We start from the raw sequence: 25,556 nt of genomic DNA on the forward strand, positions 1-25,556 counted from the left end.
GAGTGAACGGCCGCCACCGGTGCCGTTACTCTCGGCGAATGCCCGCCCGCCTGATCGATCGCCGTCCGGAGCTGTCCGCCGACGAGCTGATCACCGCGCTCGTCCCGCCGCCCCGGTTCGACGCGGTCCGGTTCTCCACCTACGTGCCCAACCCGGACGAACCGAGCCAGGCCGAGGCCGTCGTCGACTGCGTCGCGTTCGCGAAGCGCGTGTCGGAAGCCGCGAACCGGAAGCCGAAGTCGAAGCTGCGCGCGCTGTTCGGCGGCGGGGACGAGGAGCCGGACGGGCCGAGGGGCCTCTACCTCGACGGTGGCTTCGGCGTCGGCAAGACGCACCTGCTCGCCTCGACGTGGCACGAAACGCCGTCGCCCAAGGCGTACGGGACGTTCGTGGAGCTGACCCACCTCGTCGGCGCGCTGGGGTTCGCCGAGGCGGTGCGGCGGCTTTCCGAACACCGCTTCCTGGCGATCGACGAGTTCGAACTCGACGACCCCGGCGACACCATGCTCGTCACCCGGTTGCTCCAGGAGCTGATCTCGAACGGGGTCTTCGTGGCGGCCACCTCCAACACGCTGCCGGACAAACTCGGCGAGGGCCGGTTCGCCGCCGCGGACTTCCTGCGCGAGATCCAGTCCCTGTCCGCCAAGTTCGGCGTCTGCCGGGTCGACGGCCCGGACTACCGTCACCGCGGCCTGCCGGACGCGCCGCCGCCCGCGAGCCCCCAGGAGCTGGAAGCCTCCGCCGCCGCGCACCCCGAGTCCACTGTGGACGATTTCGACGCGTTGTGCGAGCACCTCGGCGGGCTGCATCCTTCGCGCTACGGCAGGCTTCTCGACGGCGTGACCCGGGTGCACCTGCGCGACATCCACCCGGTTCCCGACCAGAACGTCGGGCTGCGGATGGTCGCCTTCGCCGACCGGCTCTACGACCGCGCGATCCCGCTGGTGGTCTCCGGCGAGCCGGTGCCGCTGCTGTTCACCGAGGAGATGGTGAACGGCGGCTACCGCAAGAAGTACCTGCGCGCCGTCAGCCGTCTGACGGCACTGGCTCGCGACGCCGTTCAGCCCAGCTGAGCGAGGACCAGGCCGCGCAGACGGTCGCGACCGCGAACAGCGTGCCGCCCACGACGTCGGTCAGGTAGTGGTAGCCGAGGCCGATCATGCCGATCGTGACCCCGGCGAGCACCACCGCGCCCACGACCGAGATGACGGCCGTCGCGACCCCGGGGCGGGCGAGCAGGACGAGCACGGTCAGCACCGCGACCAGCGCGACGGTGTGCCCGCTGGGATAGGCGAGATAGGTGGTCTTCCAGCGGCCGAAGAGCGGTTTGAGCACCCAGGTGTTCCCGAGGATCGCGACGAGCGGGCCCACGACGGTCAGTGCCGCTTCGAGTCTGCGCCGTCCGATCAGGCAGAGGACGGCGGCGACGGCCGCGACGGGGATGAGGACGTAGGCCTCGGTCGGCAGCACGAGCAGCCGGAGAAGGCCGGGGTCACCGCCGAAGGAGCGCTCCACCCACTTGGCGGCGAGCTGGTCGGGGCCTGCCGGGCCTTCGCCCGGGACCAGCGTCCCGAGTACGACCATGATCACCGCACATGTCACCGCGACGAGCCCGTACGGCGCCCTTCCGCTCATCCGGCGAGATTACGTGAAGGCCGATCAGTCACCATGCAGGGACGGCTTGTGAAAGGGGCTTTCGATGCGGATCACGGTGGTCGGCGGCGGAGTGATCGGGCTGAGCTGCGCGCACCGGCTGGCCGGAGCCGGGCACGACGTCACGGTGGTCACCGCCGACCGGCCCGGTGAGACGACGTCGGCCGTCGCCGGCGGCGTGCTCTTCCCGCCGCTGTCGGTGCACTCCGATCGGGTCGATCGCTGGACCGCGGCGAGCCTGGAGGACTACCGCTCGCTCGGCGCGCCCGGCGTCCGCCTGCGCCGGGGAACGTTCTTCATCCCCCGCGAGGCACCCATGCCGTCCTGGGCGTTCTCGATGCCCGACCTCGACCACGAACCCGGGCGGCTCACCTTCACGACCACGGTGATCGACACCCCGGTGTACCTCGCGTGGCTCGCCGACCGGGTCGCCGGGCTGGGCGTGCGCACCGAGTACCGCACCGTCTCGCGACTGGACGACCTCGACGCGGACCTCGTGGTGAACGCGGCCGGGCTCGGCGGCGGACGGCTGGCGGGCGACGGCACCGTCGTGCCGGTCGGCGGCCAGGTCGTCCACCTCGCCGACCCGGGGCTGACCGAATGGATCGTCGACGGGTCCACGCCGGTGCTGCGCCACGTGATCCCGCACGGGCGGCACGTCGTCTGCGGCGGCACGCAGGAGCCGGGCCGCGACTCCGTCGAGCCGGATCCCGGGGTGACCGCGGACATCGTGCGGCGCTGCCGGGAACTCGTGCCCGCGCTGGCCGACGCCCCGGTGCTGGGCGCGAAGGTGGGCCTGCGGCCGTTCCGCCCGCAGGTGCGGCTGGAGCGGGACGGCGACGTCGTGCACTGCTACGGGCACGGGGGAGCGGGGATCACGCTGGCCTGGGGGTGCGCGGACGACGTCCTGGCCCTGGTGTGAGCCGCATTTAGTCCTCTGAATGCGGCGGACTTGGCGCAAGCGAGGCGTGAGCGAAGGCGTGACTCGCGTGATCAGGGACGTGACTCGCGTGCTGGGAGGCCGCACTCGGTGTTCCGCCGCTGATCACGCGAGTTCCGGCTTCGATCACGCGAGTGCGGCCGATCGGTACAGGTGGTCGTGAGTGGTAAAGAGGGTTAGAACGATCCTCGCCACTCACGACCCTCGGGGAGTGCTGTGCAAAGTGCCCAAATCGGACGTTATGCTCTCGAAAAGTGTCCTTTCGGACAGTCTGAGGGCATGCCAGGCCTCGGTGGCGAGCCCGCTCGCACCGCCGACTCACCCCTCGATAACCCGAACCGCCACTCGCGACCACCGCGAGGAACTCCGCGAAGGTGTCGGATCGGTTTGCCCCTGCCGCATTCAGAGGACGAAATGCGCAGGGGTCAGAGTGCGGCGAAGGCCTCGTGGTCTGCTTCGGTCTGGTCCGCGTAACGCACCGCGTACGCCCCGATGGCCTCGTCGAGGTCTTCGTCGTCCTCGAAGTACCCCGCGAGCATCCGCGGATGCAGTGACCGCGCGTGCGCCCGCGCCAGCAGCGCGCCCGCCAGGCGGCCGTAGTCGTCGAGATGGTCCTTCTTCAGCTCCGCCGGATCGATGTCGCCCTTGAGGTTCCGGAACTGCCGCACGATGTACGGCACGCCGTCGATGGTCGTCCAGCCGAGCAGGATGTCCGTCTCGGCCTGCACGAGCCGTGCGCCTTCGACGATCCGGCGGCCTTCGTGCTCCGGCGCGGCCAGCCCGAGGAACGGCGCGAGCGCCGACGGATTGGCCTGTTTCACTTGCAGGACAAGGTCCTCGCCGCTGTTCCCGTGCAGCAGTGCGACATAGCTCCGCAGGCCGACACTGCCCGTGCCGACGACGCGGAAGGCCACATCGGACACCCGGTAGCGCGAGATCAGCGTCCGCCGTGACTCGCGCAGCGTATCCACATAGGACACCAGTCCGGTGACGACCGCTTCCGCCGTGGCGTCGTCGACGTGGGTGAGCACCGGCGGGTCCTCGACGAACCGGTGCCGTTCGAGACCGGTCTCGTGGTCGTCGATCCGCCGGGTCCACTTCGCGGTGACCTTGGCGCTGGTGTTCTTCCGCGCCTTCTCGGCCGCTTCCTCGAAGTCGTCGATCAGGTCGTGCGCGCGGACCTTGCTCAGCACCGACGCGTCCGGCAGCGCGTTCCACGACCGCAGGAACGGCAGTTCCGCCAGGCCCCGGATGGTGCGCCGATAGGACTTCACCGCGTCTTCGGCGGCCTCCCGGCACCCCGACTCGCCGATGCCGCCCTCACGCCCGGCCAGTACGAGACTCGCCGCGAGCCGTTTGAGGTCCCATTCCCACGGGCCCGGCACGGATTCGTCGAAGTCGTTGATGTCCATGACGATCTGGCCTTCGGGGGTGCCGTACAGCCCGAAGTTCGCGGCGTGCGCGTCCCCGCACAGTTGCGCCGTCAGCCCGGACACCGGGGAGCCCGCCAGATCGGCGGCCATCAGCCCGGCGGCACCGCGGTAGAAGGTGAACGGCGACGCGAGCATGCGCTCACGCCGCAGTTCCACCAGTTCCGGCAGGCGGCCTTCGTTGGTCCGCGCGAAGAACTCCGCCACGCCGGGACGCCCGTCGCCCGCCGCCGCGTGATCGTGCGCGGACGACGGCGCCTTGTCCCGCAGTGCCTTGCCCTTCGCGAACCAGTCCTCCGGCGTCACCGTCTCGGTGCCGACCAGTGGCCGCTCCACCCACTCCCGCGCGTCTCCCATGGACAGGCAACGTACCGGCCGCCCGAAAGGTTCACCGGGTCTTGACGACCTCCGTGATCGCGTCGATACCCCGGTCGAGTTCCTCGCGGGTGATCACCAGCGGCGGCGCGATCCGCAGCGTGTGGTCGTGCGTCTCCTTGCACAGCACGCCGCGTTCGGCCAGCGCGGTGGACGCCTCGCGGCCGGTCGGCCCGCCGGGCGCGATGTCGATCCCGGCCCAGAGCCCGCGCCCGCGGACCTCGGCCAGCCCGTTCCCGACCAGTTCGCCGAGCCGCGCGTGCAGGTGAGCGCCCAGTTCCCGCGAGCGCTCCTGGAATTCGCCGGTCTTGAGCAGCCCGACCACGGCCCGCCCGATCGCGCAGGCGACCGGGTTCCCGCCGAACGTGGAGCCGTGCTCGCCCGGCCGCAGCACGCCGAGCACGTCCTTGCCGCCGACCACCGCCGAGACCGGCATGATCCCGCCGCCGAGCGCCTTGCCCAGGGTGTAGACGTCGGCGCGCACGCCTTCGTGGTCGAGCGCGAGGACGGTGCCGGTGCGGGCGAGGCCGGACTGGATCTCGTCGGCGATCAGCAGGACGTTGTGCTCGTCGCACAGCCGCCGCGCTTCGGCGAAGTAGCCGGCGGGCGGCACGATCACGCCCGCCTCGCCCTGCACCGGCTCCAGCAGGATCGCGGCGGTGCGCTCGGTGATGGCGTCGCGCAGCGCTTCGGCGTCGCCGTACTTGACCGTGACGAAGCCCGGCGTGAAGGGCCCGAAGTCGGCGCGCGCGGTCTCGTCGGTGGAGAAGGACACGATGGTGGTCGTGCGGCCGTGGAAGTTCGAACCCGCGACGACGATCTCAGCGGTGCCGTCGGGGACGCCCTTGACCTGGTACGCCCACTTGCGGGCGATCTTCACCGCGGACTCGACGGCCTCCGCGCCGGAGTTCATCGGCAGGGTCATCTCGGTACCGGTCAGCTCGGCGAGCTCGCGGCAGAACAGTCCGAGCTGGTCGTGGTGGAAGGCGCGCGAGGTCAGCGTCACCCGGCCGAACTGCTCGACCGCGGCGGCGATCAGCCCGGGGTGCCGGTGCCCGAAGTTCAGCGCGGAGTAGCCGGAGAGGAAGTCGAGGTAGGTCTTGCCCTCCACGTCGGTGACCGAAGCGCCTTCGGCGGTGGCGATCACCACGGGCAGGGGGTGGTAGTTGTGCGTGCTCCACTGCTCGTCGAGCGCGATGAAGTCGGCGGTCGTCATGCGTTCAGGTTAGATGCCACAGTGGTGGACTTCATCCGGGAAACGTTGCTTTGACCCGTTGTTCGTTGCGTATCGACTCCATCGAGTGGCGAAATCATGCGGGGGAGTACTCGATCACCGCAGGCGCCGGACACCGGCCGCGGTTATCGTCGCCGGATGGCGAAAAAGGACACCGTCTCCGTCCGGGACACGCTGAGGATCGGCAAGGGGACCGAGCGGCACGACCCGGGCACGTTCCCGATCGGACCGAAGAAGAAGCCCAAGGCGCTCGAATCCCTCGCCGAGGCCGGGGCCAAGCTCGCGAAGCTCCAGGAGGCCCTGTACGCGGAGGGCGTCGGCGGGGGGAACCGCAGCCTCCTGCTGGTTTTGCAGGGGATGGACACCTCCGGCAAGGGCGGCACGGTGGGACACGTCCTCGGCCTGGTCAACCCGATGGGCGTGCGGTACGCGGGGTTCAAGAAGCCGACCGCCGCCGAAGCGCGCCACCACTACCTGTGGCGGATCCGCAAGCAGCTCCCCGTGCCGGGGCAGGTCGGCGTCTTCGACCGCTCCCATTACGAGGACATCCTGGTCCCGCGTGTGCAGAAGCTGGTGCCCGCCGCGGAATGGCGCAAGCGCTACGCCGAGATCAACGCGTTCGAGCGGGAACTGACCGAGGCCGGCACGACGATCGTGAAGGTCTTCCTCGACATCTCGCCGGAGGAGCAGCTGAAGCGGCTCAAGGCGAGGCTGGAGACCCCGGCGAAGTGGTGGAAGTACAACCCCGCCGACCTCGACGCGCGCGCCCAGTGGAACGACTACCAGAAGGCCTACGCGGACATCTTCGCCAAGACGTCGACGGAGACTGCGCCCTGGTACGCGGTCCCGGCCGACCACAAGTGGTACCGGAACTACCTGGTCGCCCGGCTGCTGATCGAGGCGATCGAGGAGATGGACCCGAAGTTCCCGCCCGCCGACTTCGATCCCGAGACGGAGCTCAAGAAGCTGGAAGGCGTTGGCGTATCCACTTGATCGTCTGAAAGAGTGCGAGGCGTGACCAGCTTCGAAGATCTCCCGTTCCTCCGTCGTCAGGCCCGTACTCAGCGCTTCACGCTCGGCGCGCCGAAAGAGTTCAAAGTCGCCCCGGACGGCTCGCGCGTCCTGTTCCTGCGGTCCGAGTCCGGTACCGACCCGCGGCACAGCCTGTGGTCGTTCGACGTCGCGTCGGGCGAGGAGACGAAGCTGGTCGACGCGGCCGAACTGCTGCCGGGTGAAGAGGACCTGCCGCCCGAGGAGCGCGCTCGCCGCGAGCGCAGCCGGGAGACCGGCGGCGGTGTGGTCGGCTACGCGGTCGACGACGCCTTCACCGTCGCCGCGTTCTCGCTCTCGGGCAAGCTCCACACCCTCGACCTGGCGACCGGCGAGGTGTCCGTGCTGGTCGACGGCTCGGTCGTCGACCCGCGGCCCAGCCCGGACGGCGCCCACGTCGCCTACGTCCGGGACCGGCGCCTGCGGGTGATCGACCGGGCCACCGGTGCGGACCGCGTGCTCGTCGAGGAAGACGGCGAAGACGTAACCTGGGGGCTCGCGGAGTTCATTGCGGCCGAGGAGATGGGCCGCACCCGCGGGTACTGGTGGGCCCCGGACGGGAAGAGCCTGCTGGTCGAGCGTTCCGACCGGGCGGACGTGCCGCGCTGGACGATCGCCGATCCGGCCAACCCGCAGTCGGCGGCCAACGTCGTCGCGTACCCGGCGGCGGGGACGACGAACGCGGACGTGACGCTGGCGATCCTCGGTCTCGACGGCTCGCGCGTCGACGTCGCGAAGACCGATTGGGAGTACCTGGCCGCGGTGCACTGGTCGGCGGCGGGCGAGCCGCTGCTGTCGGTGCAGTCGCGGGACCAGCGCACGCTCCAGATCCAGGCGGTCGACCCGGCGGACGGTTCCGTCGAGGTCCTGCACACCGAGACCGACGAGCACTGGGTCGAACTCGCCGCGGGCGTCCCGGCGTGGACCGCCGACGGCCGGCTGGTGCGCGAGAGCGCCGCAGACGGCGACCACCGGCTGGTCGTCGACGGGGTCGCGGTCACGCCGCCGGGGGTGCAGGTGCGGTCGATCCTGCACGTCGGCGAAGAGGTGCTGTTCAGCGCGTCGGAAGCCGACCCGACGCAGATCCACGTCTTCCGCACCGAAGGCGGCGAGCTTCGCCGTCTGTCCACTGAGGACGGTGTGCACGTCGGCTCCGGGAACGCTTCGCTGACCGTGCTTTCGTCCTGGAGCCTGGAGCGCAGCGGTCCGGTGGTGACCGTCGTCTCCGGCGAGAAGACGGTGGCGCGCATCGGTTCGCACACCGTCGACCCCGACGTCGTCCCGAATCTGACCTGGCTGACGCTGGGGGAGCGCGGCCTGCGCGCCGCGCTGGTGCTGCCGACCGGGTACGAGGAGAGCGAAGGCAAGCTCCCGGTGCTGCTGGATCCGTACGGCGGCCCGCACGCCCAGCGTGTCCTCCAGACCCGCAACGCCTTCCTGACCCCGCAGTGGCTGGCGGACCAGGGCTTCGCGGTGCTGGTCGCCGACGGGCGCGGGACGCCCGGGCGAGGTTCGGGCTGGGAGAAGGAGATCGCGGGCAAGCTCGCCGACGTCACCCTCGCCGACCAGGTCGACGCCCTGCACGCGGCCGCCGCGCTGCGTCCGGAACTGGACCTGGGGCGGGTCGCGATCCGGGGCTGGTCCTACGGCGGCTACCTGTCCGCGCTGGCCGTGCTGCGCCGCCCCGACGTCTTCCACGCCGGTGTCGCCGGCGCCCCGGTGACCGATTGGTCCTTGTACGACACGCACTACACCGAGCGCTACCTCGGTCTTCCGCAGAAGGACACGGCCTCCTACGAGCACAACTCGCTGATCGCCGGCGCCGGTGAGCTCAGCCGGGCGCTGCTGATCGTCCACGGACTGGCCGACGACAACGTTTTCGTCGCCCACTCGTTGCGCCTTTCGTCGGCACTGCTGGCCAAGGGGCGTCCGCACGTGTTCCTGCCGCTGGCCGGCGCGACGCATATGACGCCGCAGGCCGAAGAGGTCGCGGAGAACCTGATGCGCACGCAGGTGGACTGGATCGTGCGCGAGCTGTCCGGTGACGCGGCCAAGAGCGAGGAGAACGCATGAAACGGTGGGGCATCACCATTCCGCTGACCGGGGTGCCGCTCGCGGCGCACGAGGGGATGGTGCGGGAGCTGCCGGACCTCGGCTACACCGACGCGTGGTCGGCCGAGACCGCGGGCAACGACGCCTTCACCCCGCTGGTGCTCGCGTCGCAGTGGGCGCCGCAGCTGCGGCTGGGCACCGCGATCGTGCCGGTGTACACCCGCGGTCCCGGTCTGCTGGCGATGAGCGCGGCGACCGTCGCGGAACTGGCGCCCGGCCGGTTCGTGCTCGGCATCGGCGCGTCGTCGCCGGTGATCGTGAAGAACTGGAACGCCGCCGAGTTCGAGGCGCCGTTCGCGCGGTCGCGGGACACCCTGCGGTTCCTGCGGTCGGCGCTGGCGGGGGAGAAGGTCTCGGAAACCTACGAGTCCTTTTCCGTCAGCAAGTTCCGGCTGGAACGGCCCGCCGACCCGCCGCCGTCGATCATGCTCGCCGCGCTGCGGCCGGGGATGCTGCGGCTGGCCGCGAAGGAGGCCGACGGCGCCATCACCAACTGGCTCGCCGCCTCGGACGTGCCGAAGGTGCGGGCCGAGATCGGACCGGACGTCGAGCTCGCCGCGCGGATCTTCGTCTGCCCCACCGAGGACAAGGCCGCCGCGCGCGGGCTCGGCCGGATGCTCATCTCCAGCTACCTGACCGTGCCGGTGTACGCGGCGTTCCACGAGTGGCTCGGGCGCGGTGAGGCTTTGGCGCCGATGCACGAAGCCTGGGCCGCGGGTGACCGGCAGAAGGCGAACCAGGTCATCCCGGACGAGGTCGTCGACGACCTGATCGTCCACGGCAGCCTCGATTCCTGCCGTGAGCAGGTGCAGTCCTATGTGGACAACGGGCTGACGACGCCGATCATCGCGCTGTTGCCGACGGGTGAGGATCCTTTCGCGCACGTGCGGGGTCTGGCTCCGCGCGTTTGATCGGGTCACCGGCTGCTTGTCATGAGGGGTCCCCATAGGACACTTTTCGTCCTATGGGGACCCCTCATGACCGGCTAGGACGGTTGTTGAGGTGTGCGCCGGATGTGGCATTGGGGACGTTGAGTGTCCCCGATGCCACATCCGGGGCGACCCGGGGTCGGGTGACTCGGGGGTCGTGTCTCGAAGGGTCCCTTTGAGACATTGACGTAGCGCGGCCGGAACCCCAGCGGGGTGTGACGCGAAGGGAACCTTCCCCGCGTGCGATGCGGGGAAAGTCCCCTTCACCCCGGGAGCCCTACGCAAGTCCGAAAAGCTCCTCGTACCGGGAAACCATCATGTGCGAACCCTTGATCTCCGACGTCGTCGCCGCGTCCAGGATGCCGACCTCCTCGGCGTAGGTCGCGCCCCCGGAAGGACCGAGCGGCAACGAGATCATCGGTCCGCCCGGCGTGTGGGTCCGCAGTTCGCCGCCCTCGATCAGCGCCCGGATGTTGGCGACGACGACCTCCGCGTGGTCACCGGCCACCTTCGCCAGCTTCCCTTCCGGCAGCGCGGTGATGTCGCCGATCGCGAACACTCGAGGCTGCCCCGGGAGTCGCAGGTCGGCCTCCACGGAAACCTGCCCGCTCGGCTGTCGCGCGGAGGCGAGGGAGCCGTCGAGGTACGCGGTGTGCGGCGCGCCGCCGTAGCACTGGAACCACAGGTCGGCGGTCACCTCGCCGCCCGAGCTCAACGAAGAGGTGAACGTCTTCGCCTGCCCCGGTTCCGAGATCGGCGCCTCGGTCAGTGCCGTGCCGAGCAGGAGTTCGACGCCCAGTTCGTCGAGCTGGCGGCGGATCTCCGCGCGGAAATCCGCCGGGAAGCCGGGCAGGATCTCCTTCGCCGGGTCGACGATCGTCACGGCCTTCTCCGGCCACGCCGCCTTGACCTCGCCCGCCAGTTCGAGGCCCACCGGGCCCGCGCCGAGCAGCAGCACCTTCCCCGCGCCCGCGAGTTCCTCCCGCGTGGCGCGGATCTTCGCCTTCGCCGAAGCGCTGTCCCGGAAGTCGATCTTCGCCGGGAACGGGTACGCCGAACCGGTCGCCAGGACGACGTAATCCGGTGTGAGCCGCCCGCCCGACGCGAGCGTGACACCGTCCTGGTCCACGCTCACCGCGCGGTCGCGGAGCACCCGCCCGCGTTCGAGAAGTCCGGAGTACGGGTAGAAGAGCCGGTCCGTCCACTCGGGATCGACGAGTCCGCGCAACGCGGCGACGTGGTGGACGAAGTCCTCGCGCGGTTCGACGAGGACGACGTCGGCGATCGAGTCCAGTTCCTTCGCGACGGTGGTCCCGCCGTATCCCCCGCCGATGACGGCAACGGTCGTGCTCATGAGAGCCCCCTAGTTCGTAGTGCGTAAAGTTGGTACTGCGAACTACAGTAGTTCGTACTCCGAACCATCGTCAAGTAGACTGAGGACATGACCACGGCCGAAGACCTCGGATTCGCGACGGCGCTGGTGCGGCTCTCGCATCTGGTGCAGCGGGCTTTCATCGACGTCGGCCGGTCCCACGACCTCACGCCGCAGCAGGCGCAGCTGCTCTGCGTGCTGGCACAGGGGGAGACCGGCGTCGGGATGACCGAGCTAGGCAAGCTGCTGAACCTGGAGAAATCCAGTGTCACCGGCCTGGTGGACCGGGTGCAGCGGCGCGCGCTCGTCGAGCGGGTCGCGGATTCGTGTGACCGCCGCGCGCTCAAGATCACGCTGACCGAAGAGGGGCTCCGGCTCGCGAACGCCGCTCACGAAGGCGTCGTCGACAAGCTGGAGGAGATGGCGGCCGGTCTCCCGGCCGAGCAGCGTGAGGCGATCGCGGCGGCCGCGTGGCGGATGGCGCCCGAAGACTGACCGCCCGAAGACCGGCTCAGTGCCAGACGGCGGCGGCGAGCAGGAGCCCCGCCGCCGCGGCGCCGATCCCGGCGACCATCGTGACACCGACGTTCAGCACGGCGCGTGCCTTCGTCTTCTCGGTGAACAGGCGCAGTGTTTCGTACCCGAACGTCGAGAACGTCGTGAGCCCGCCGCAGAAGCCGACGGCCAGCAGCGCGCGGACGCCGTCCGGCTGACCGCCGTGCAGTGCCCAGCCGGTGAGGGTCCCGAGGATCGCCGAGCCCACGATGTTGACCGTCAGGGTGCCCCACGGGAAGGCGGCGCCCCGCCACGCCCGCACCCGCAGGTCGGTCACGAAGCGCAGGATCGCGCCGAGGCCACCGCCGAGCGCGACGAAAAGAGCGGTCATTTCTTCACCACCCGGGTGATCTCGTGTCCGGCGTAGACCGCTACCAGCGCGGCCACCACCGTTCCGAAGGCGTACGCCAACCCGGTGAACGGACGCCCGTTCGTCACGAGATCGAGTGTGTCCGTCGCGTAGGTCGAGAACGTGGTGTAGCCGCCGAGGATCCCGACTCCGAGGAACGGCCGCAGCAGCCGGTGCGGGTCGGCCGTCGCGGTCAGCGCCGCCATCAGGATCCCGATCAGCAGGCAGCCGGAAACGTTGGTGGCGAAGGTGGAAAGCGCGAATTGACCCCGGGAATGGGGGAGAGCGACGGACAGGCCGTAGCGGGCCAGGCTGCCCAGCGCGCCCCCCACGCCGACGGCCGCGAGCACGTCCCATCGCGAACGGGCGAAAGATGCCGCATCAGCCATGGATGGCAGCTTAGAACCGCTGTCCGGGTGAACTCGCACCACGGTGGCGAAGATCGCTCACCGGGCCGTTTTTCCCTGCTGGACAGTGAATTTTCTCGAAACGTGTCGTAGGCTTGGCGGCGCTCCAGGCCGATTTTCGGTCCGTCCGCTCGTCTGAGAAAAGGTGGCAGGATGGCTCAGGAACAGTCAGGTACGCAGGCTCCCGACAGCGGTTTGCTGCTGGAGGTCGAAAAGATCCCGACCGCGGTCGACCGCGGGAAGGCCAACGGCGCGGCCGCCGACAACGACGGCAACGACGGCTGAGTGCCCGAAACGCCGACGCTGGCTGACCTCGTGGCTCCGCTCGGGGTCAGCCAGTTCTTCCAAGACGTCCAGGGCGAGACCTACCGCCGTTTCGAAGGCCCCGCGGGCCGGTTCGCCGACCTGCTGCCGTGGCCGGCGCTGAACGCGATCCTCCGGCAGCATCGCCTGGAGTTCCCGCGGCTGCGCCTGGCGCTCGACGGCACGCCGGTGCCCATGGAGAGCTACACCGATCTCGTCCCCACCCGCCGCAGTGGCACCGTCCCCCGCCTTCAGGCCGCTCCGTTCACCGAGCACCTCCGCGGCGGCGCGACGATGGTGCTCGACGCCATCCAGGAACTCAGCGACCCGATCGGCGACCTCGCCAGGAGTCTCGAACACGACCTCCGCGAGAGCGTCCAGGTCAACCTGTACGCGGGCTGGGGCGTGACCCACGGCTTCGATGTGCACTGGGACGACCACGACGCGTTCATCATCCAGGTCGCCGGCCGCAAACGCTGGCGGATGCACGGCCCGACCAGGCCCGCTCCGCTGCATCGCGACGTCGAACAGCCCGAGCGGCCCGGTGAGCCGATCGACGATTTCGTCCTCGAAGACGGCGATGTCCTCTATGTCCCGCGCGGGCACTGGCACGACGTCACCGCGGTGGGGGAGATGTCGCTGCACCTCACGCTCGGGTTCAGTCCGGCCACCGGGATCGACCTGGTGTCCTGGCTCGCCGACAAGCTGCGGTCGAGCACCGCTTTCCGCCAGGACCTCCCGAGGTTCGGGACGGAGGAGGATCGCGCGGCCCGCGCCGCCGCCCTGCGCGCGGAGCTGGAAGCCGCGCTGACCGGCGACGTCGTCGACAGGTTCCTCGCCGAGCGTGACTCGTCCGCCCCGGCACATCCGCGGGTCGGTCTGCCCTGGGCGGCGACCCCGGGCCTGTTGCCGGACGGCGACGAGACCGAGGTCCGGTTCCTCGTGCCGAGGGCGGTGCTCGAAGAAGGCGACGGCAGGGTGACCCTGCTCGCGGACGGCAAACGGTTCGTTTTCGCGGGCGCCGCGTCGCCGCTGCTGAAGGCGCTGCTCGACGGCACCCCGCAGGCGGTCAAGCGACTCGCCGAGCTGTCCGAACTCGATCGAGGGACGGTCCGGGCCTTCCTTGGCGAGCTCACCACGCAGGGACTTCTTTCGATCGGCTGAATCTCACAGGGCACGAGAAGTGTGAAGGGAGCACGGACGGGGTAAGCTAAGGCATGCCTAAGGTCAAGTCCGGAGGGGTCAGCCGATGACCGCTCAGCTTTCGGACACCTCTGCATCGGATGGTTCGGCGCAGCCCGCCGCGCTGCCGGGCTGCGCGACCGTCGCCCGCATGCTGGGCGCGAGCCCCGCCGGCACCGCGGCCGACATGCGTTGCTGGCTGCTCATCGAGCAGCCGGGCCCCTGGCCCGCGGACGCGCTGGAAAACGTCCTCGACGAGGCTTTCCCCGCCGAGCGCCGCGAGCTGCTCGAGAACTTGAGACGGTCCCACGGGCTCCGTCCGCTGCTGATCCGCCGTCCCGGCAAGCACCGGCGTGACCCGGATCGCCCGCGTTCCGTGTATATAGGCGGGGGCGAACCGGGCAACCGCTGGCTGGAACGCCTGGAGATCCGCGACCTGACCGAACTGGCCGAACTGGACCTCGACCTGATCGCGGACGGTGTCGGCGGGCTCGGCGAGCGCGTGGACGGGCCGCTGTTCCTGGTCTGCACGCACGGCACCAAGGACATGTGCTGCGCGGTGCTCGGCCGCCCGCTGGCCTCGGCGCTCAACACCAACCACCCCGGTCGCTCCTGGGAGGTCAGCCACGTCGGCGGCGACCGCTGGGCGGGCAACCTCCTCGTGGTCCCCGACGGCTTCCTTCACGGCCAGCTCAACCCGGCCGAGGCGGCGCTGGTCGCCAAGGCCGCCCTGCGCGGGCAGGTCGAACCCGAGCAGCTCCGCGGCCGCACGTCCGCCCGGACGGCCTGGGCGCAGTTCGCGGAGATCGCGATCCGCCGCCGGCTCGATCTGTCCGGTTTGGACGACGTGATCGCCGTCCAGGAGGAGCCGCTGCTCGAATCCGACGCGCGGGTGGTCACCGTGCGCGGCGGCGAGGACTTCTACTCGGTGACCGTGCGGCGCCGGTCGGCCACGCCGCGCGGGGAGAGTCGGTGCGCGGGACTGATCCAGCCCGCGGGGTACGTCACGGACGAGATCACCAAGCTCTAACCCGCATTCAGAGGACGAAACGCGCGAAAGATCACCCGCGTTCGAACACCTGTTTGACACCTGTCTAGAACATGTGTTCGACTGACCTCGTGCGATGGGATCGACAGCGGGCGGACGGCGGCGAGCCGGTGCTGCCCGGATTGGACGGGTTGCTGCGCTCGGTGCGCACTCCCGAGTTCGACGGCGTCACCTTTCACGAGGTGCACGCCAAATCCGTGCTGAACAAGGTGCCCGAGGGTTCGGGTGTCCCGTTCGGATGGACCGTGAATCCGTACCGTGGTTGTTCGCACGCGTGTACGTACTGCCTCGAAGGCGGCACGCCGGTCCTGATGGCCGACGGCCGGACGAAGCCGCTGGCGGACCTGGCGCCCGGCGACGCGATCTACGGGACGCGCGGGCGTGGCGCGGGCAGGCGGCTGGTGCCGACGGAGGTGCTGGCGCACTGGTCGACGCTGAAACCGGCGTACCGCGTGACCCTCGAAGACGGAACGTCCATCGTGGCCAGTGGCGACCACCGTTTCCTGACCGGACGCGGGTGGAAACACGTCACCGGCACCCGGTTCGGCGCGGCGCAGCGGCCGCATCTGGTCGGTGGTACCGAACTCGTCGGCGTCGGGAAGCTCGCCCGCACCCCGGACGACACCCTCGGCTATCGCGCCGGGTTCCTCTGCGGGATGTTGCGCTCCGGCGGGTTCTCCGCCGAGAAGGACGCCGCGGACCGCGCGCTCGGGTATCTGCCCGACTTCGGCGCGTCGGTCGGCTTCGTCCAAGTGCCGCCGTCGCCGGATTCCCATTGGCGGCGCGGCTTCCTGGCGGGATTGTTCGACCTCGCCGGGAGTTACCGGCACGGCGCGCTGCGCGTCACCCACGACGAGCAGGACATCGTCTCGACCTTCTGTGCCGCTCTCGACAGTTTCGGCTTCCGTTACGTCAAAACCGAAAACGCCAAATTCCGTCCGTTGTGGACGGTCCAGCTGCTCGGCGGGCCGTCGGAGGAGCTGCGGTTCTTCCATCTCGCCGATCCCGCCGTCGGCTGGAAACGGTCGCTCGACGGGCTCGCGATCGGCAGGACCAGACGGAAGGTGTCGTCCATCGAAGCGCTCGGCATCGAGCTGCCGCTGTTCGACATCACCACCGGGACGGGCGACTTCATCGCCGACGGCATGGTCACGCACAACTGTTTCGCGCGGAACACCCACACGTACCTGGATTTCGACGCCGGACGCGACTTCGACACGCAGGTCATCGTGAAGGTCAACGCGCCCGAAGTGCTGGCCGCGCAGCTGCGGCGCCCGAGCTGGACGCGCGAGCACGTCGCGATGGGCACGAACACCGATCCCTATCAGCGCGCCGAAGGCCGGTACGAGCTGATGCCGCGCATCATCACCGCGCTCGCGGATTCGGGTACGCCGCTGTCCATCCTGACCAAGGGGACCATGCTGGCCAGGGACCTGCCGTTGCTGGAGTCGGTGTCGAAGGACGTGCCCGCCGGGCTGGCGATCTCACTCGCGTTGCTGGACGACGGCCTGCGACGCCGTCTCGAACCCGGCACGCCCAGCCCGCGGGCGAGGCTCGACCTGATCCGCAAGGCGCGGGACGCCGGGCTCCCGTGCTCGGTGCTGGTCGCCCCGGTGCTGCCGTACCTGACCGACTCGGTGGACGCACTCGACGCCCTGTTCGCGCGTCTCGCCGAGGCCGGCGCCACGCGCGTCACCGTCCTCCCGTTGCACTTGCGGCCGGGCGCGCGGGAATGGTTCGCCCGCTGGCTCGGCCGGGAACATCCCGGACTGGTGCCGAAATACCGTGAGCTGTACTCGCGCGGCGCCTATCTCCCGAAGTCCTATCGAGAGCGGCTGGGAGCCCGCGTCGGCCCGCTGCTGCGCCGTCACGGCTTCGGGTCCCGTGCCGATGACGGGGAACGAACGCAAGTGACGATGCCCGTGCAACGGACGGAGGAGGCGGTGATTCCCGAACCTGAGCAGCTCAGGTTGCTGTGAGGAGCAAGTCCGGTGGTGGCTGGTCTCCGCTCGCCACCGCAACTTTTGCCCCATCCGACCGAAAGATCGTCTCTTTTCGGGCAACCCGGAAAACGACTTCCCGATGCGCGGTGCGCAATGTGAATTTTATTACCGCACAACGGATTCGGCCGTTCGGCGCAGTCACTTGGCGGAATTCCCCTTCGTGCTTAATCTCTGAGGGAGGAAGGCGAGGAGGTGCCTGTTGACCACCCGTACGGATCGCACCGCCGCTGTCCGCATCGCTTGGACCGCGACCAAGCTGACGAGAGCGGGAAGACACCCCATCGCCATCGGCAGACTCGCCGCCACCGTCGGCATGGACCCCGCCGAGGCCCACCGGCTGATGGATCTCATGGGTTTCGTCATCCGTGACGGCCTGGTCGTGATGGACCGCGGTTCCCGGCCCGGCCCGGCCAGGGCAGGCTCCGACCGGTACCAGGTGGACCTGTTCCTGCTGGCCGTCGCCACCGGCGAACCCGTGCACGCGGATTCGGTCTGCCCGGCGACCGGGGCACGCGTCCGGGTCCACTTCACCAGCGCTCGCGTTTTGAGCGTCGACCCGCCGCACGCGGTCGTCGCCGCGTCGCGGCTGCCCGGCATCGATCTCACCCTCGGCCAGGACTACGTCGAGGCGCTGGTCTGCACCCAGTTCTTCGCCTCGAAGGAGGCGGCCGCGGGCTGGCTGCTGGAGAACATCGACGGCAGGGTCCTGTCCGTGCCCGACTACCTGGCCCACACCCGGCGGATGGTCGCGGCGCTGGAGGCGTGGCCGACGATCTGAGAACACCTGGTCGCGAAGCATCCGGGGCGATTCGTTAGCCTTTGACGTTGGCGCAGAGCAGTCGAACCGCAGCGCCGTCAAATCGCAGAATCGTGATGCCGAAGGAGAGCACCCGCAGTGCTTCGCACCCACAAAGCCGGCACCTTGCGTGCCGAGCACGCCGGTCAGACGGTCACCCTCACCGGATGGGTTGCCCGGCGGCGCGATCACGGCGGCGTCATCTTCATCGATCTGCGCGACGCCAGCGGCGTGAGTCAGGTCGTCTTCCGCGAGGGCGAGATGGCCGAGCGCGCCCACCAGCTGCGCTCCGAATACTGCGTCCGCGTCGTCGGCGAGGTCTCGAAGCGGCCCGAGGGCAACGCCAACGCCGAGATCCCCACCGGTGAGATCGAGGTGCTGGTCACCGAGCTCGAGGTGCTGTCCGAGGCCGCCGTGCTGCCGTTCCCGATCGACGACCGGGTCGACGTCGGCGAGGAGACGCGTCTCAAGCACCGCTACCTCGACCTGCGCCGCAGCGGCCCCGCCGCCGCGATGCGCCTGCGCAGCGAGGTCAACCGTGCCGCCCGCGAGGTGCTGCACGCGCAGGAGTTCGTCGAGGTCGAGACCCCGACCATGACCCGCTCCACCCCCGAGGGCGCCCGCGACTTCGTGGTCCCGGCCCGGCTCAAGCCCGGCTCCTGGTACGCGCTCCCGCAGTCGCCGCAGCTGTTCAAGCAGCTGCTCATGGTCGGCGGGCTCGAGCGGTACTACCAGATCGCGCGCTGCTACCGGGACGAGGACTTCCGCGCCGACCGGCAGCCGGAGTTCACCCAGCTCGACATCGAGATGAGCTTCGTCGAGCAGGACGACGTCATCGCCCTCGGCGAGGACATCGTGACAGCGCTGTGGAAGCTGATCGGCGCCGAGATCCCCCGGCCGTTCCAGCGGATCACCTACGCCGAGGCGATGGAGAAGTACGGCTCGGACAAGCCGGACCTGCGCTTCGACCTCGAACTCACCGACATGACGGCGTTCTTCGCCGACACCCCGTTCCGCGTGTTCCAGGCGCCGTACGTCGGCGCCGTCGTGATGGCGGGCGGGGCCGACCAGCCGCGCCGCACCCTCGACGCCTGGCAGGACTTCGCCAAGCAGCGCGGGCACCGCGGGCTCGCCTACATCCTGGTGAACGAGGACGGCACGCTCGGCGGGCCGGTCGCGAAGAACCTGTCGGAGAAGGAGCGCGAGACGGTCGCCGAAGCCGTCGGCGCCAAGCCCGGTGACTGCGTCTTCTTCGCCGCTGGCAAGCCCGCCGACGCGCGTGCGCTGCTCGGCGCCACCCGGCTGGAGATCGGCAGCCGCCTCGGCCTGATCGACGAGAACGCCTGGTCGTTCGTGTGGGTCGTCGACTTCCCGATGTTCATCTCGGCCGACGAGTCCGACGACGTCGCGGTCGGCGGCGGCAAGTGGAAGGCCCTGCACCACGCCTTCACCTCGCCGACCCCGGAGTGGATCGGCAAACTCGCCGACGACCCCGGCAACGCGCTGGCCTACGCCTACGACATCGTCTGCAACGGCAACGAGATCGGCGGCGGCTCGATCCGTATCCACCAGCAGGAACTGCAGAAGCAGGTCTTCGAGCTGATGGGCCTCGGCGAGGAGGAGGCACAGGAGAAGTTCGGCTTCCTGCTCGACGCCTTCGCCTTCGGCCCCCCGCCGCACGGCGGCATCGCCTTCGGCTGGGACCGGATCGTCATGCTGCTGGCCAAGGCCGACTCGCTGCGTGACGTGATCGCGTTCCCGAAGACCGGCGGCGGGTTCGACCCGCTGACCGCGGCCCCGGCGCCGATCACGCCGGAACAGCGCAAGGAGGCGGGCATCGACGCCAAGCCCGCGCCGCCCGCCAAGAACTGATGCTCCATCTCAGGGCCGTGTGCCCGCCGGACCGGACCGAAGAAGCGCTCCAGGTCTTGCGGGCACACGCGGGGACCGCGCACCTCGTCGTGCATCACGGGGTGGCGGTCTCACCCGAGGGCGATCTGATCGAAGCGGACATCGCCCGTGAGGCGGCCGACGAGATCATCGAGGCGCTGTGCGGGCTCGACCTCGACCACACCGGCGGCATCACGCTGGAGGCGCTGGACACCGCGGTGTCCGACGCCGCCGACAAGGCCGAGGAGCGGGCACCGGGTGAGGCAGCGGACGCCGTGGTGTGGCAGGAACTCGTCGGCCGTTCTGGTGAGGAGTCCCGGCTCACCTGGACGTTTCAGGCATTCCTGACCATCGCGTGCCTGCTGGCGTCGGTGGGGGTGATCACGAACTCGTCGGTCACCATCGTCGGCGCGATGGTCGTGGGGCCGGAATTCGGCCCGCTGGCGGCGATGGCTGTCGGCCTGGTGCTGCGTCGCGGGGATCTCGTGCGGCAGGGCGGGATCGCGCTGCTCGGCGGCTTCCCGATCGCGATGGTGATCACCCTCGGTGTGGTGCTGGTGGGCAACGCCACCGGCGTGCTGGAGGTCAGCAAGCTCGCGGAGAACCACGAGGTCGATTTCGTTTACCAGGTGGGAATCGCGTCCCTCATCGTGGCACTGCTCGCCGGCGCGGCGGGAATGCTTTCCATGACCTCGGCCAAATCCGCCGCGCTCGTGGGCGTTTTCATCTCGGTGACCACGGTGCCCGCGGCCGGATACGCGGTGGTGGCCGGGGTTGCCGGTCAGTGGGACCGGTGCCTGTATTCGACCGGTCAGCTGCTGGTCAATCTCATCGGAATCGTTGCAGCTGCGGCCATTGTGCTGACATTGCGCCGTCGTGGGCAACGATCGAGGGTGACGGAACGTCCGCTTTCACGCGGATGACTCCCAGATCGCGCCAGGGCGCGCGATTGCCCGGATCTCAGTGGTCATGGTTGCTCAGTCACGAGTAGGGTCGGTGGTAATGACAGTCGATACCTCCTCTGCCGACGATTCGACCGTCGGAGCTGGAGCCGAAACCCTCGCCGTCGCGACCGCGGTCGCCGCCGGCGAGTCGGTCCTATCACGCCGCTTCGGCAGCGCGATCACCCTCGTCGCCCCCGAAGACCTCGCGGGCAGCGGCCCGGCGACGGTCGTGCGGGCACGGGTGGCGTCCTCGCCGTTCGCGCTGCCGCGCACCCTGGTCATCAAGCACTACCCCGATCCACCGGAACCGGGCCGTCCCGATCCGTTCGCGCAGGAGGCGGTCAGCTACCAGCTGTTCACCGCGCTCTCGCCGGAGGACCGGATGTGCCCCGAGCTGCTGGCGCACGACGGCCGGGATCGCGTCCTGGTGATCGAGGACCTCGGCGGCGTCCCGACGCTGCACGACAAACTCCACGCCCGTGACGCGCGCGGCGCCGAACGCGCGCTGCTGTCCTGGGCGCGGTCGCTGGGCAGGCTGCACGCGAGCACCGCGAGCCGCGAGCCCGATTTCAACGCGCTGCTGCGCCGTCTGGGCGGTCCCGTCAAGAACGAGGACGCGCCGTTGCCCGCGGTCTGCGCGCAACTGCCGGGTCTGCTGGAAGAACTGCTCGACGTCGAGACGCCGGAGCCGGTACAGCGACGGGTCATGACGGTGGCGGAGCGGGCGGGCTCGCCGTCCTACCGCGCGTTCAGCCCGGTCGACCTCAGCCCGGACAACAACCTCGTGACCAGCAGCGGAGTGCGATTCCTCGACTTCGAACGCGGCCGCGTGCGCAGCACCCTGATGGACGCGGCGTACCTGCGGCTGCCGTTCGCGTCGAGCGCGGACGCCCTGGCGCTCCCGCCGGGGATGAGCGAGGCGATGATCGCCGCCTGGCGGGCCGAGGTCGTCTCGGTCTGGCCCGCGCTCGCGGACGAGGACGCGCTGGCCGAGCACCTGATGGACGGTCAGCTGCTCCTGCTGTGGGTCATCACCTGGGAGATCCTCCCGGAGCTGGACCTGGACAGGCACGCCACACCGATCAGCCGGGAGGCCGCGCTGGTCACCTGGTGGCGGGAGCTGGCCAAGCACTCGCTGCGCGCCCGCCTGACGGACATCTCCGAACACGCCACCCGGGTCGCCGCGGCGCTCGGGGCCAGGCTGGGGCCGCACGCGGATCTCGCGTTCTACCCGGCGTTCCGGTAACCGCCGCACGGACTTTTCGCTCGACCGTCCTCGCCGCGTTACCCAGGCATCACCGCAGGTGAGTCTGCGTGGCCGATGGTGGCTACCGTGACCGTGATCAGTGTCGAAGTCACTCCGAGTCCCGAACCTCTCCTTCCTCCCGCGCCGGCCGTACCCCGGTCCGCTCGCAGACTGGTCGTACTCGGCGATTCCACGGCCGTCGGCCTGGGTGACCCGTTGCCGGACCGCGGCGGCTGGCGCGGGGTCGGCCCGCTCGTCGCCGAGGCACTGGGCGTCGAGCCGGACGGCTACCTGAACCCGTCGTTCACCGGAGCGCGCATGGGGTGCGTGCTCACGAAGCAGCTGCCCGCCGCCGTGGCGCACCGACCGGACGTCGCGCTGGTGGTGGCGGGCATGAACGACACGCTGCGTCCCGATTTCAGCGCCGCGAAGATCGCCGCGGACCTCACCGAGGTGATCCGTTCGCTGGCCGCCGTCGGCACCACCGTGGTCCCGGTGCGCTACCACGACCACGGCAAGGTGTTCCGGCTCCCGCAGTCGCTGAGGCGGGCGTTGAGCGAGCGGGTGGCGGAACTGAACGCCGCCATCGACGGCGTCGTCGAACGCGAGGGCGTGCCGTGCCTCGACCTCGAACTGCTGCCCGGCGCCTACGACCTCACCGCGTGGAGCGTCGACCGGCTGCATCCGTCGGAACTCGGGCACCGGATGCTGGCGACCGGGTTCACCGAACGGCTCGCCGAGGCCGGGTTCGCGGTACCCCGGCCGGTCAGCCTGACCTGCTCGGGAGGTGTCGAGCCGAGCACCGCCGGGCATCTCGGCTGGCTGGTGCTGAAGGGCGTCCCGTGGGTGTGGCGGCGGGGCCGTGAGTTCGTGCCGTACGCGGCCGTGATCATGTGGCACTCGTTCCGGGAGCGGCTGCGCTGACCTGTGGCCGGAACCGTCGGTGGCAACGGCTACCGTCGACACCGTGGCACAGGACGAACTCTTCACCGTGAACCCCGACCTCGGGCCGCCTCCTGAGGAGCCGGCCGAGCCGAGGGAGGTCGCGATCCCGGCAGGCTCGCCGCTGGCCGTGCGGATGCGGCCGCGGTCGCTCGGCGAGGTCGTCGGCCAGCAGCACCTGCTGCGTGAGGGCGCGCCGCTGCGGCGGCTCGTCGAAGGCGCCGCGCCCGCTTCCGTGCTGCTCTACGGACCGCCGGGAACGGGCAAGACCACGCTGGCGAACCTCGTCTCGGCCGCGACCGGACGCCGGTTCGTGGCGATGTCGGCGCTGTCGGCCGGGGTGAAGGAGGTGCGCGGGGTCATCGAAGAGGCCCGGCGCCGCCGGAACTACAACGCCGAGAACACCGTCCTGTTCATCGACGAGGTCCACCGGTTCTCCAAGACCCAGCAGGACGCCCTGCTGGGCGCCGTCGAGGACCGGACGGTGCTGCTGGTGGCGGCCACGACGGAGAACCCGTCGTTCTCGGTGGTCTCGCCGCTGCTCTCGCGTTCGCTGGTACTGCAGCTACGGCCGCTGACCGATGCCGACATCGTCGCGCTGATCGAGCGCGCGATGACCGACGAGCGCGGTCTCGGCGGCGAACTCACCCTGACCGAGGACGCGCGGGCGCATCTGGTGCGGCTGGCCTCCGGGGACGCGCGGCGCGCGCTGACGGCGCTGGAGGCGGCCGCGGACGCCGCGAGCGCGACCGAGGCGAAGACGATCGACCTCGCCATCGTCGAGTCCACAGTGGACAAAGCGGCGGTGCGGTACGACCGGGACGGCGATCAGCACTACGACGTCATCAGCGCGTTCATCAAATCGATCCGCGGGTCCGACGTGGACGCCGCGCTGCACTACCTGGCGCGGATGATCGAGGCGGGGGAGGACCCGCGGTTCCTGGCCCGGCGCCTGGTCGTGCACGCGAGCGAGGACATCGGCATGGCCGACCCGACGGCGTTGCAGTCGGCCGTCGCGGCGGCGCACGCGGTGCAGTTCATCGGGATGCCGGAAGGCCGCCTCGCGCTGGCGCAGGCGACAGTGCACCTGGCGACGGCGCCGAAGTCGAACGCCATCGTCACCTCCATCGACGCCGCGCTGTCCGACGTCCGGTCCGGGCGGATCGGGACGGTGCCGCCGCATTTGCGCGACGGGCACTACGCGGGAGCGGAGAAGCTCGGCAACGCGAAGGGGTACCGGTATCCGCCCAACGCGCCGGAAGGTGTTCTGGCGCAACAGTATCCGCCGGACGAGCTGGTCGGCCGGGACTACTACGAACCGACCCAGCGCGGGGCGGAGCGGACTTTGCACGAGCGGGTGCCGAAGCTGCGGCGGACCATCCGAGGGGAACGTTAGTTTCGCGTTCGGAGCAATGCCGGGAAAATCGGTAACACCCGTCGATCATGAGGCTATATCGTGAGTGGCTGGGGGATCACCGGGTTGTCGTGCTGGATGGGATTCCCCGTGCTCGACCACGATGGCGAGCAGAACGAAACTGACAACCTCTACCTATGACAAACTGGGGAAATTTCAGGGTTCGCAAGGTGATGGTGTCTTCCGTCGCGGTTTTCGCCGCGGTGACCGGAGTTCTCGTCCCGGGCACGGCGACCGCCGCTCCGGCAGGGTCCTCCTCCGTCGTGACGCAGACGCCGGACGAGGTGCGCACCAACGCCGCCGCCGTCGTCGGGCTCACGGTCACGCCGGAGCTGCTGCGGCTGAGTGAGAGCGACTTCGTCTACGCGATCTACCAGGCCGCGAAGCGTCAAGGCGATATCGCGGTGGAGGTTCAGTACGCGGCGTTCGACGCCTACCGCAGCGGGTGGACTTCGTTGTTCCTGCAGACCGGGATCTACGAGGCGCACCAGCGGGATTTGGACCGTGAAGCCGTCTATCAGGTCCGGCGTGGGGAACGGCAGCCCGCCGCCGCGCTGCTCGGTTTCGAGCTGACCTCGATCCTGCTGGCCCAGGACGACAAGAACTTCGTGTTCGAGTTGTGGGAACGGGCCGCCAGGGGATCGTTCGTGAGAGCCGCCGCGGGTCAGGTTTTCGGCGGAACACCGGTGGAGCAGAAGGACTTCATCGTTCGCGGCATCTTCGTCGAGCACCAGCGTGACGTGGACGCGGCGAAGGAAGCGGCCGAGAAGGAAGCCGCGGAAAAGAAGCTCCGCGACGCCCGGGTGAAGGCAGCCGCCGTCGTCGGCATGGACCCCGCGCTGGCCGCGCAGCTGACGGACGAGATGTTCGTGGAGCAGATCTGGTTCTACAACCTGGCGCCCCAGGACTCGGAGGTGTGGTACCGGGCTTACCAAAGCCGGACACCGGAGCAGTGGCGGGCTTTCATCGACACCGGCATCTTCGAGGCCGCCGCCAAGGACAAGGTGAACGCCATCAAGGTGCGCGCCGCCGCCGTCGTCGGTATCGAGGCCGGATACGCCAGGTACCTGGAGGAAGGCCCGCTGGTCCGCGAGATCTGGAACAGGGCGAGGTCCGGCAGCCGGGTCCAGGCCGCTGCCCGTCGTGCCCTGGACAGCGGATCCGCCGCCCAGTGGCGGATTTTCCTGGAAACGGACATCTTCGCCGCCGCGGAGGCGGACAAGCACTGAGGCTCTCCGGCCGGCCGGATGACCTCTGTCTTTTGGCCGTGAGCACCGAACTCACGTGATCAGACACGGATCTCGCGTGCTTGAAGGCGGATCTCGTGATCAGGCGCCGCAAACGTGAGTTCCGCTTCCAAGCACGCGAGTCCCGCCCTCAAT

Annotated in this window: 23 protein-coding genes; 17 read left to right on the forward strand and 6 right to left on the reverse strand. The window is 69.8% G+C overall.

The genetic code is table 11. The annotated features are described in order from the left end of the window. The first annotated feature begins 38 nt into the window (after window positions 1-38). Window positions 39-1,073, forward strand: a complete 1,035-nt coding sequence (gene zapE / locus CFP71_RS22835; RefSeq protein WP_093935981.1) for a cell division protein ZapE — start codon at window positions 39-41, stop codon at window positions 1,071-1,073. On the opposite strand, the gene CFP71_RS22840 is transcribed toward zapE, so the two are convergent. Next, complete coding sequence (locus CFP71_RS22840) at window positions 1,027-1,635, reverse strand: phosphatase PAP2 family protein (protein WP_093935982.1); 609 nt, start codon at window positions 1,633-1,635, stop codon at window positions 1,027-1,029. The genes zapE and CFP71_RS22840 overlap by 47 nt on opposite strands. A gap of 64 nt (window positions 1,636-1,699) precedes the next feature. Here CFP71_RS22840 and CFP71_RS22845 point away from each other — a divergent pair, with 64 nt between their 5' ends. After that, the gene (locus CFP71_RS22845) at window positions 1,700-2,575 is read left to right on the forward strand and encodes an FAD-dependent oxidoreductase (protein ID WP_093935983.1); all 876 of its coding nucleotides are present in this window, start codon (window positions 1,700-1,702) and stop codon (window positions 2,573-2,575) included. Between the two features lie 443 nt (window positions 2,576-3,018). Here CFP71_RS22845 and CFP71_RS22850 read toward each other — a convergent pair whose 3' ends face one another. Both CFP71_RS22850 and rocD read right to left on the reverse strand, forming a co-directional pair. After that, complete coding sequence (locus CFP71_RS22850; protein ID WP_093935984.1) at window positions 3,019-4,380, reverse strand: DUF2252 domain-containing protein; 1,362 nt, start codon at window positions 4,378-4,380, stop codon at window positions 3,019-3,021. A 31-nt stretch (window positions 4,381-4,411) separates the two neighbouring features. Continuing rightward, on the reverse strand, window positions 4,412-5,614 hold the full coding sequence (gene rocD / locus CFP71_RS22855) for an ornithine--oxo-acid transaminase (RefSeq protein ID WP_093935985.1): 1,203 nt from the start codon (window positions 5,612-5,614) through the stop codon (window positions 4,412-4,414). Between the two features lie 156 nt (window positions 5,615-5,770). On the opposite strand from rocD, the gene CFP71_RS22860 reads away from it, so the two are divergent. From CFP71_RS22860 to CFP71_RS22870, 3 genes are read left to right on the forward strand one after another with little or no spacing between them, the layout of a single operon-like run. Beyond that, entirely contained in the window at window positions 5,771-6,625 is an 855-nt protein-coding gene (locus CFP71_RS22860; protein WP_093935986.1) for a PPK2 family polyphosphate kinase, read from the forward strand. 12 nt (window positions 6,626-6,637) lie between these two features. Beyond that, window positions 6,638-8,755, forward strand: coding sequence for a S9 family peptidase (locus CFP71_RS22865; protein WP_167406239.1), 2,118 nt, complete (start codon window positions 6,638-6,640; stop codon window positions 8,753-8,755). After that, window positions 8,752-9,705 carry an LLM class F420-dependent oxidoreductase gene (locus CFP71_RS22870; RefSeq protein WP_093935988.1) on the forward strand — a complete coding sequence of 318 codons (954 nt, stop codon included), beginning with the start codon at window positions 8,752-8,754 and terminating at the stop codon, window positions 9,703-9,705. The genes CFP71_RS22865 and CFP71_RS22870 overlap by 4 nt, the downstream gene beginning before the upstream one ends. A 295-nt stretch (window positions 9,706-10,000) precedes the next feature. Here CFP71_RS22870 and CFP71_RS22875 read toward each other — a convergent pair whose 3' ends face one another. Beyond that, complete coding sequence (locus CFP71_RS22875) at window positions 10,001-11,077, reverse strand: NAD(P)/FAD-dependent oxidoreductase (protein ID WP_093935989.1); 1,077 nt, start codon at window positions 11,075-11,077, stop codon at window positions 10,001-10,003. 87 nt (window positions 11,078-11,164) lie between these two features. On the opposite strand from CFP71_RS22875, the gene CFP71_RS22880 reads away from it, so the two are divergent. Continuing rightward, complete coding sequence (locus CFP71_RS22880; RefSeq protein WP_093935990.1) at window positions 11,165-11,590, forward strand: MarR family winged helix-turn-helix transcriptional regulator; 426 nt, start codon at window positions 11,165-11,167, stop codon at window positions 11,588-11,590. Window positions 11,591-11,606: 16 nt separating this feature from the next. Here CFP71_RS22880 and crcB (CFP71_RS22885) read toward each other — a convergent pair whose 3' ends face one another. After that, window positions 11,607-11,981, reverse strand: coding sequence for a fluoride efflux transporter CrcB (gene crcB / locus CFP71_RS22885; protein WP_093935991.1), 375 nt, complete (start codon window positions 11,979-11,981; stop codon window positions 11,607-11,609). Then, window positions 11,978-12,388 (reverse strand): fluoride efflux transporter CrcB, encoded by a 411-nt coding sequence (gene crcB / locus CFP71_RS22890; protein WP_093935992.1) that lies wholly within the window; start codon window positions 12,386-12,388, stop codon window positions 11,978-11,980. The genes crcB (CFP71_RS22885) and crcB (CFP71_RS22890) overlap by 4 nt, the downstream gene beginning before the upstream one ends. Window positions 12,389-12,559: 171 nt before the next feature. Between crcB (CFP71_RS22890) and CFP71_RS45390 the strand changes: the two genes are divergently transcribed. The 11 genes from CFP71_RS45390 (at window position 12,560) to CFP71_RS22940 (ending at window position 25,403) form a co-directional block, all read left to right on the forward strand. Then, window positions 12,560-12,691: a hypothetical protein gene (locus CFP71_RS45390; protein WP_005157133.1), complete on the forward strand. Its 132-nt coding sequence runs from the start codon at window positions 12,560-12,562 to the stop codon at window positions 12,689-12,691. Next, window positions 12,692-13,873 carry a cupin domain-containing protein gene (locus tag CFP71_RS22895; RefSeq protein WP_093935993.1) on the forward strand — a complete coding sequence of 394 codons (1,182 nt, stop codon included), beginning with the start codon at window positions 12,692-12,694 and terminating at the stop codon, window positions 13,871-13,873. It begins immediately after the preceding gene. Between the two features lie 85 nt (window positions 13,874-13,958). Continuing rightward, window positions 13,959-14,921, forward strand: coding sequence for a sucrase ferredoxin (locus CFP71_RS22900; RefSeq protein ID WP_093935994.1), 963 nt, complete (start codon window positions 13,959-13,961; stop codon window positions 14,919-14,921). Window positions 14,922-15,010: 89 nt separating this feature from the next. Then, a complete protein-coding gene (locus CFP71_RS22905) occupies window positions 15,011-16,918 on the forward strand; it encodes an intein-containing Rv2578c family radical SAM protein (RefSeq protein WP_208636016.1) in 1,908 nt (635 codons plus the stop codon). Window positions 16,919-17,141: 223 nt separating this feature from the next. Next, window positions 17,142-17,720: an organomercurial lyase gene (gene merB / locus CFP71_RS22910; RefSeq protein ID WP_093935995.1), complete on the forward strand. Its 579-nt coding sequence runs from the start codon at window positions 17,142-17,144 to the stop codon at window positions 17,718-17,720. Between the two features lie 117 nt (window positions 17,721-17,837). Then, window positions 17,838-19,610, forward strand: coding sequence for an aspartate--tRNA ligase (aspS, locus tag CFP71_RS22915; protein WP_093935996.1), 1,773 nt, complete (start codon window positions 17,838-17,840; stop codon window positions 19,608-19,610). After that, window positions 19,610-20,551 carry a DUF389 domain-containing protein gene (locus CFP71_RS22920; RefSeq protein ID WP_093935997.1) on the forward strand — a complete coding sequence of 314 codons (942 nt, stop codon included), beginning with the start codon at window positions 19,610-19,612 and terminating at the stop codon, window positions 20,549-20,551. The genes aspS and CFP71_RS22920 overlap by 1 nt, the downstream gene beginning before the upstream one ends. A 79-nt stretch (window positions 20,552-20,630) precedes the next feature. Further along, the gene (locus CFP71_RS22925) at window positions 20,631-21,818 is read left to right on the forward strand and encodes a phosphotransferase (protein ID WP_093935998.1); all 1,188 of its coding nucleotides are present in this window, start codon (window positions 20,631-20,633) and stop codon (window positions 21,816-21,818) included. A gap of 75 nt (window positions 21,819-21,893) precedes the next feature. Next, the gene (locus CFP71_RS22930) at window positions 21,894-22,742 is read left to right on the forward strand and encodes an SGNH/GDSL hydrolase family protein (protein ID WP_093935999.1); all 849 of its coding nucleotides are present in this window, start codon (window positions 21,894-21,896) and stop codon (window positions 22,740-22,742) included. Window positions 22,743-22,785: 43 nt separating this feature from the next. Further along, window positions 22,786-24,156: a replication-associated recombination protein A gene (locus CFP71_RS22935; RefSeq protein ID WP_093936000.1), complete on the forward strand. Its 1,371-nt coding sequence runs from the start codon at window positions 22,786-22,788 to the stop codon at window positions 24,154-24,156. A 191-nt stretch (window positions 24,157-24,347) separates the two neighbouring features. Then, window positions 24,348-25,403 carry an ALF repeat-containing protein gene (locus tag CFP71_RS22940; RefSeq protein WP_093936001.1) on the forward strand — a complete coding sequence of 352 codons (1,056 nt, stop codon included), beginning with the start codon at window positions 24,348-24,350 and terminating at the stop codon, window positions 25,401-25,403. Window positions 25,404-25,556: the final 153 nt, after the last annotated feature.

Source organism: Amycolatopsis thailandensis (genome assembly GCF_002234405.1).
GTDB lineage: Bacteria > Actinomycetota > Actinomycetes > Mycobacteriales > Pseudonocardiaceae > Amycolatopsis > Amycolatopsis thailandensis.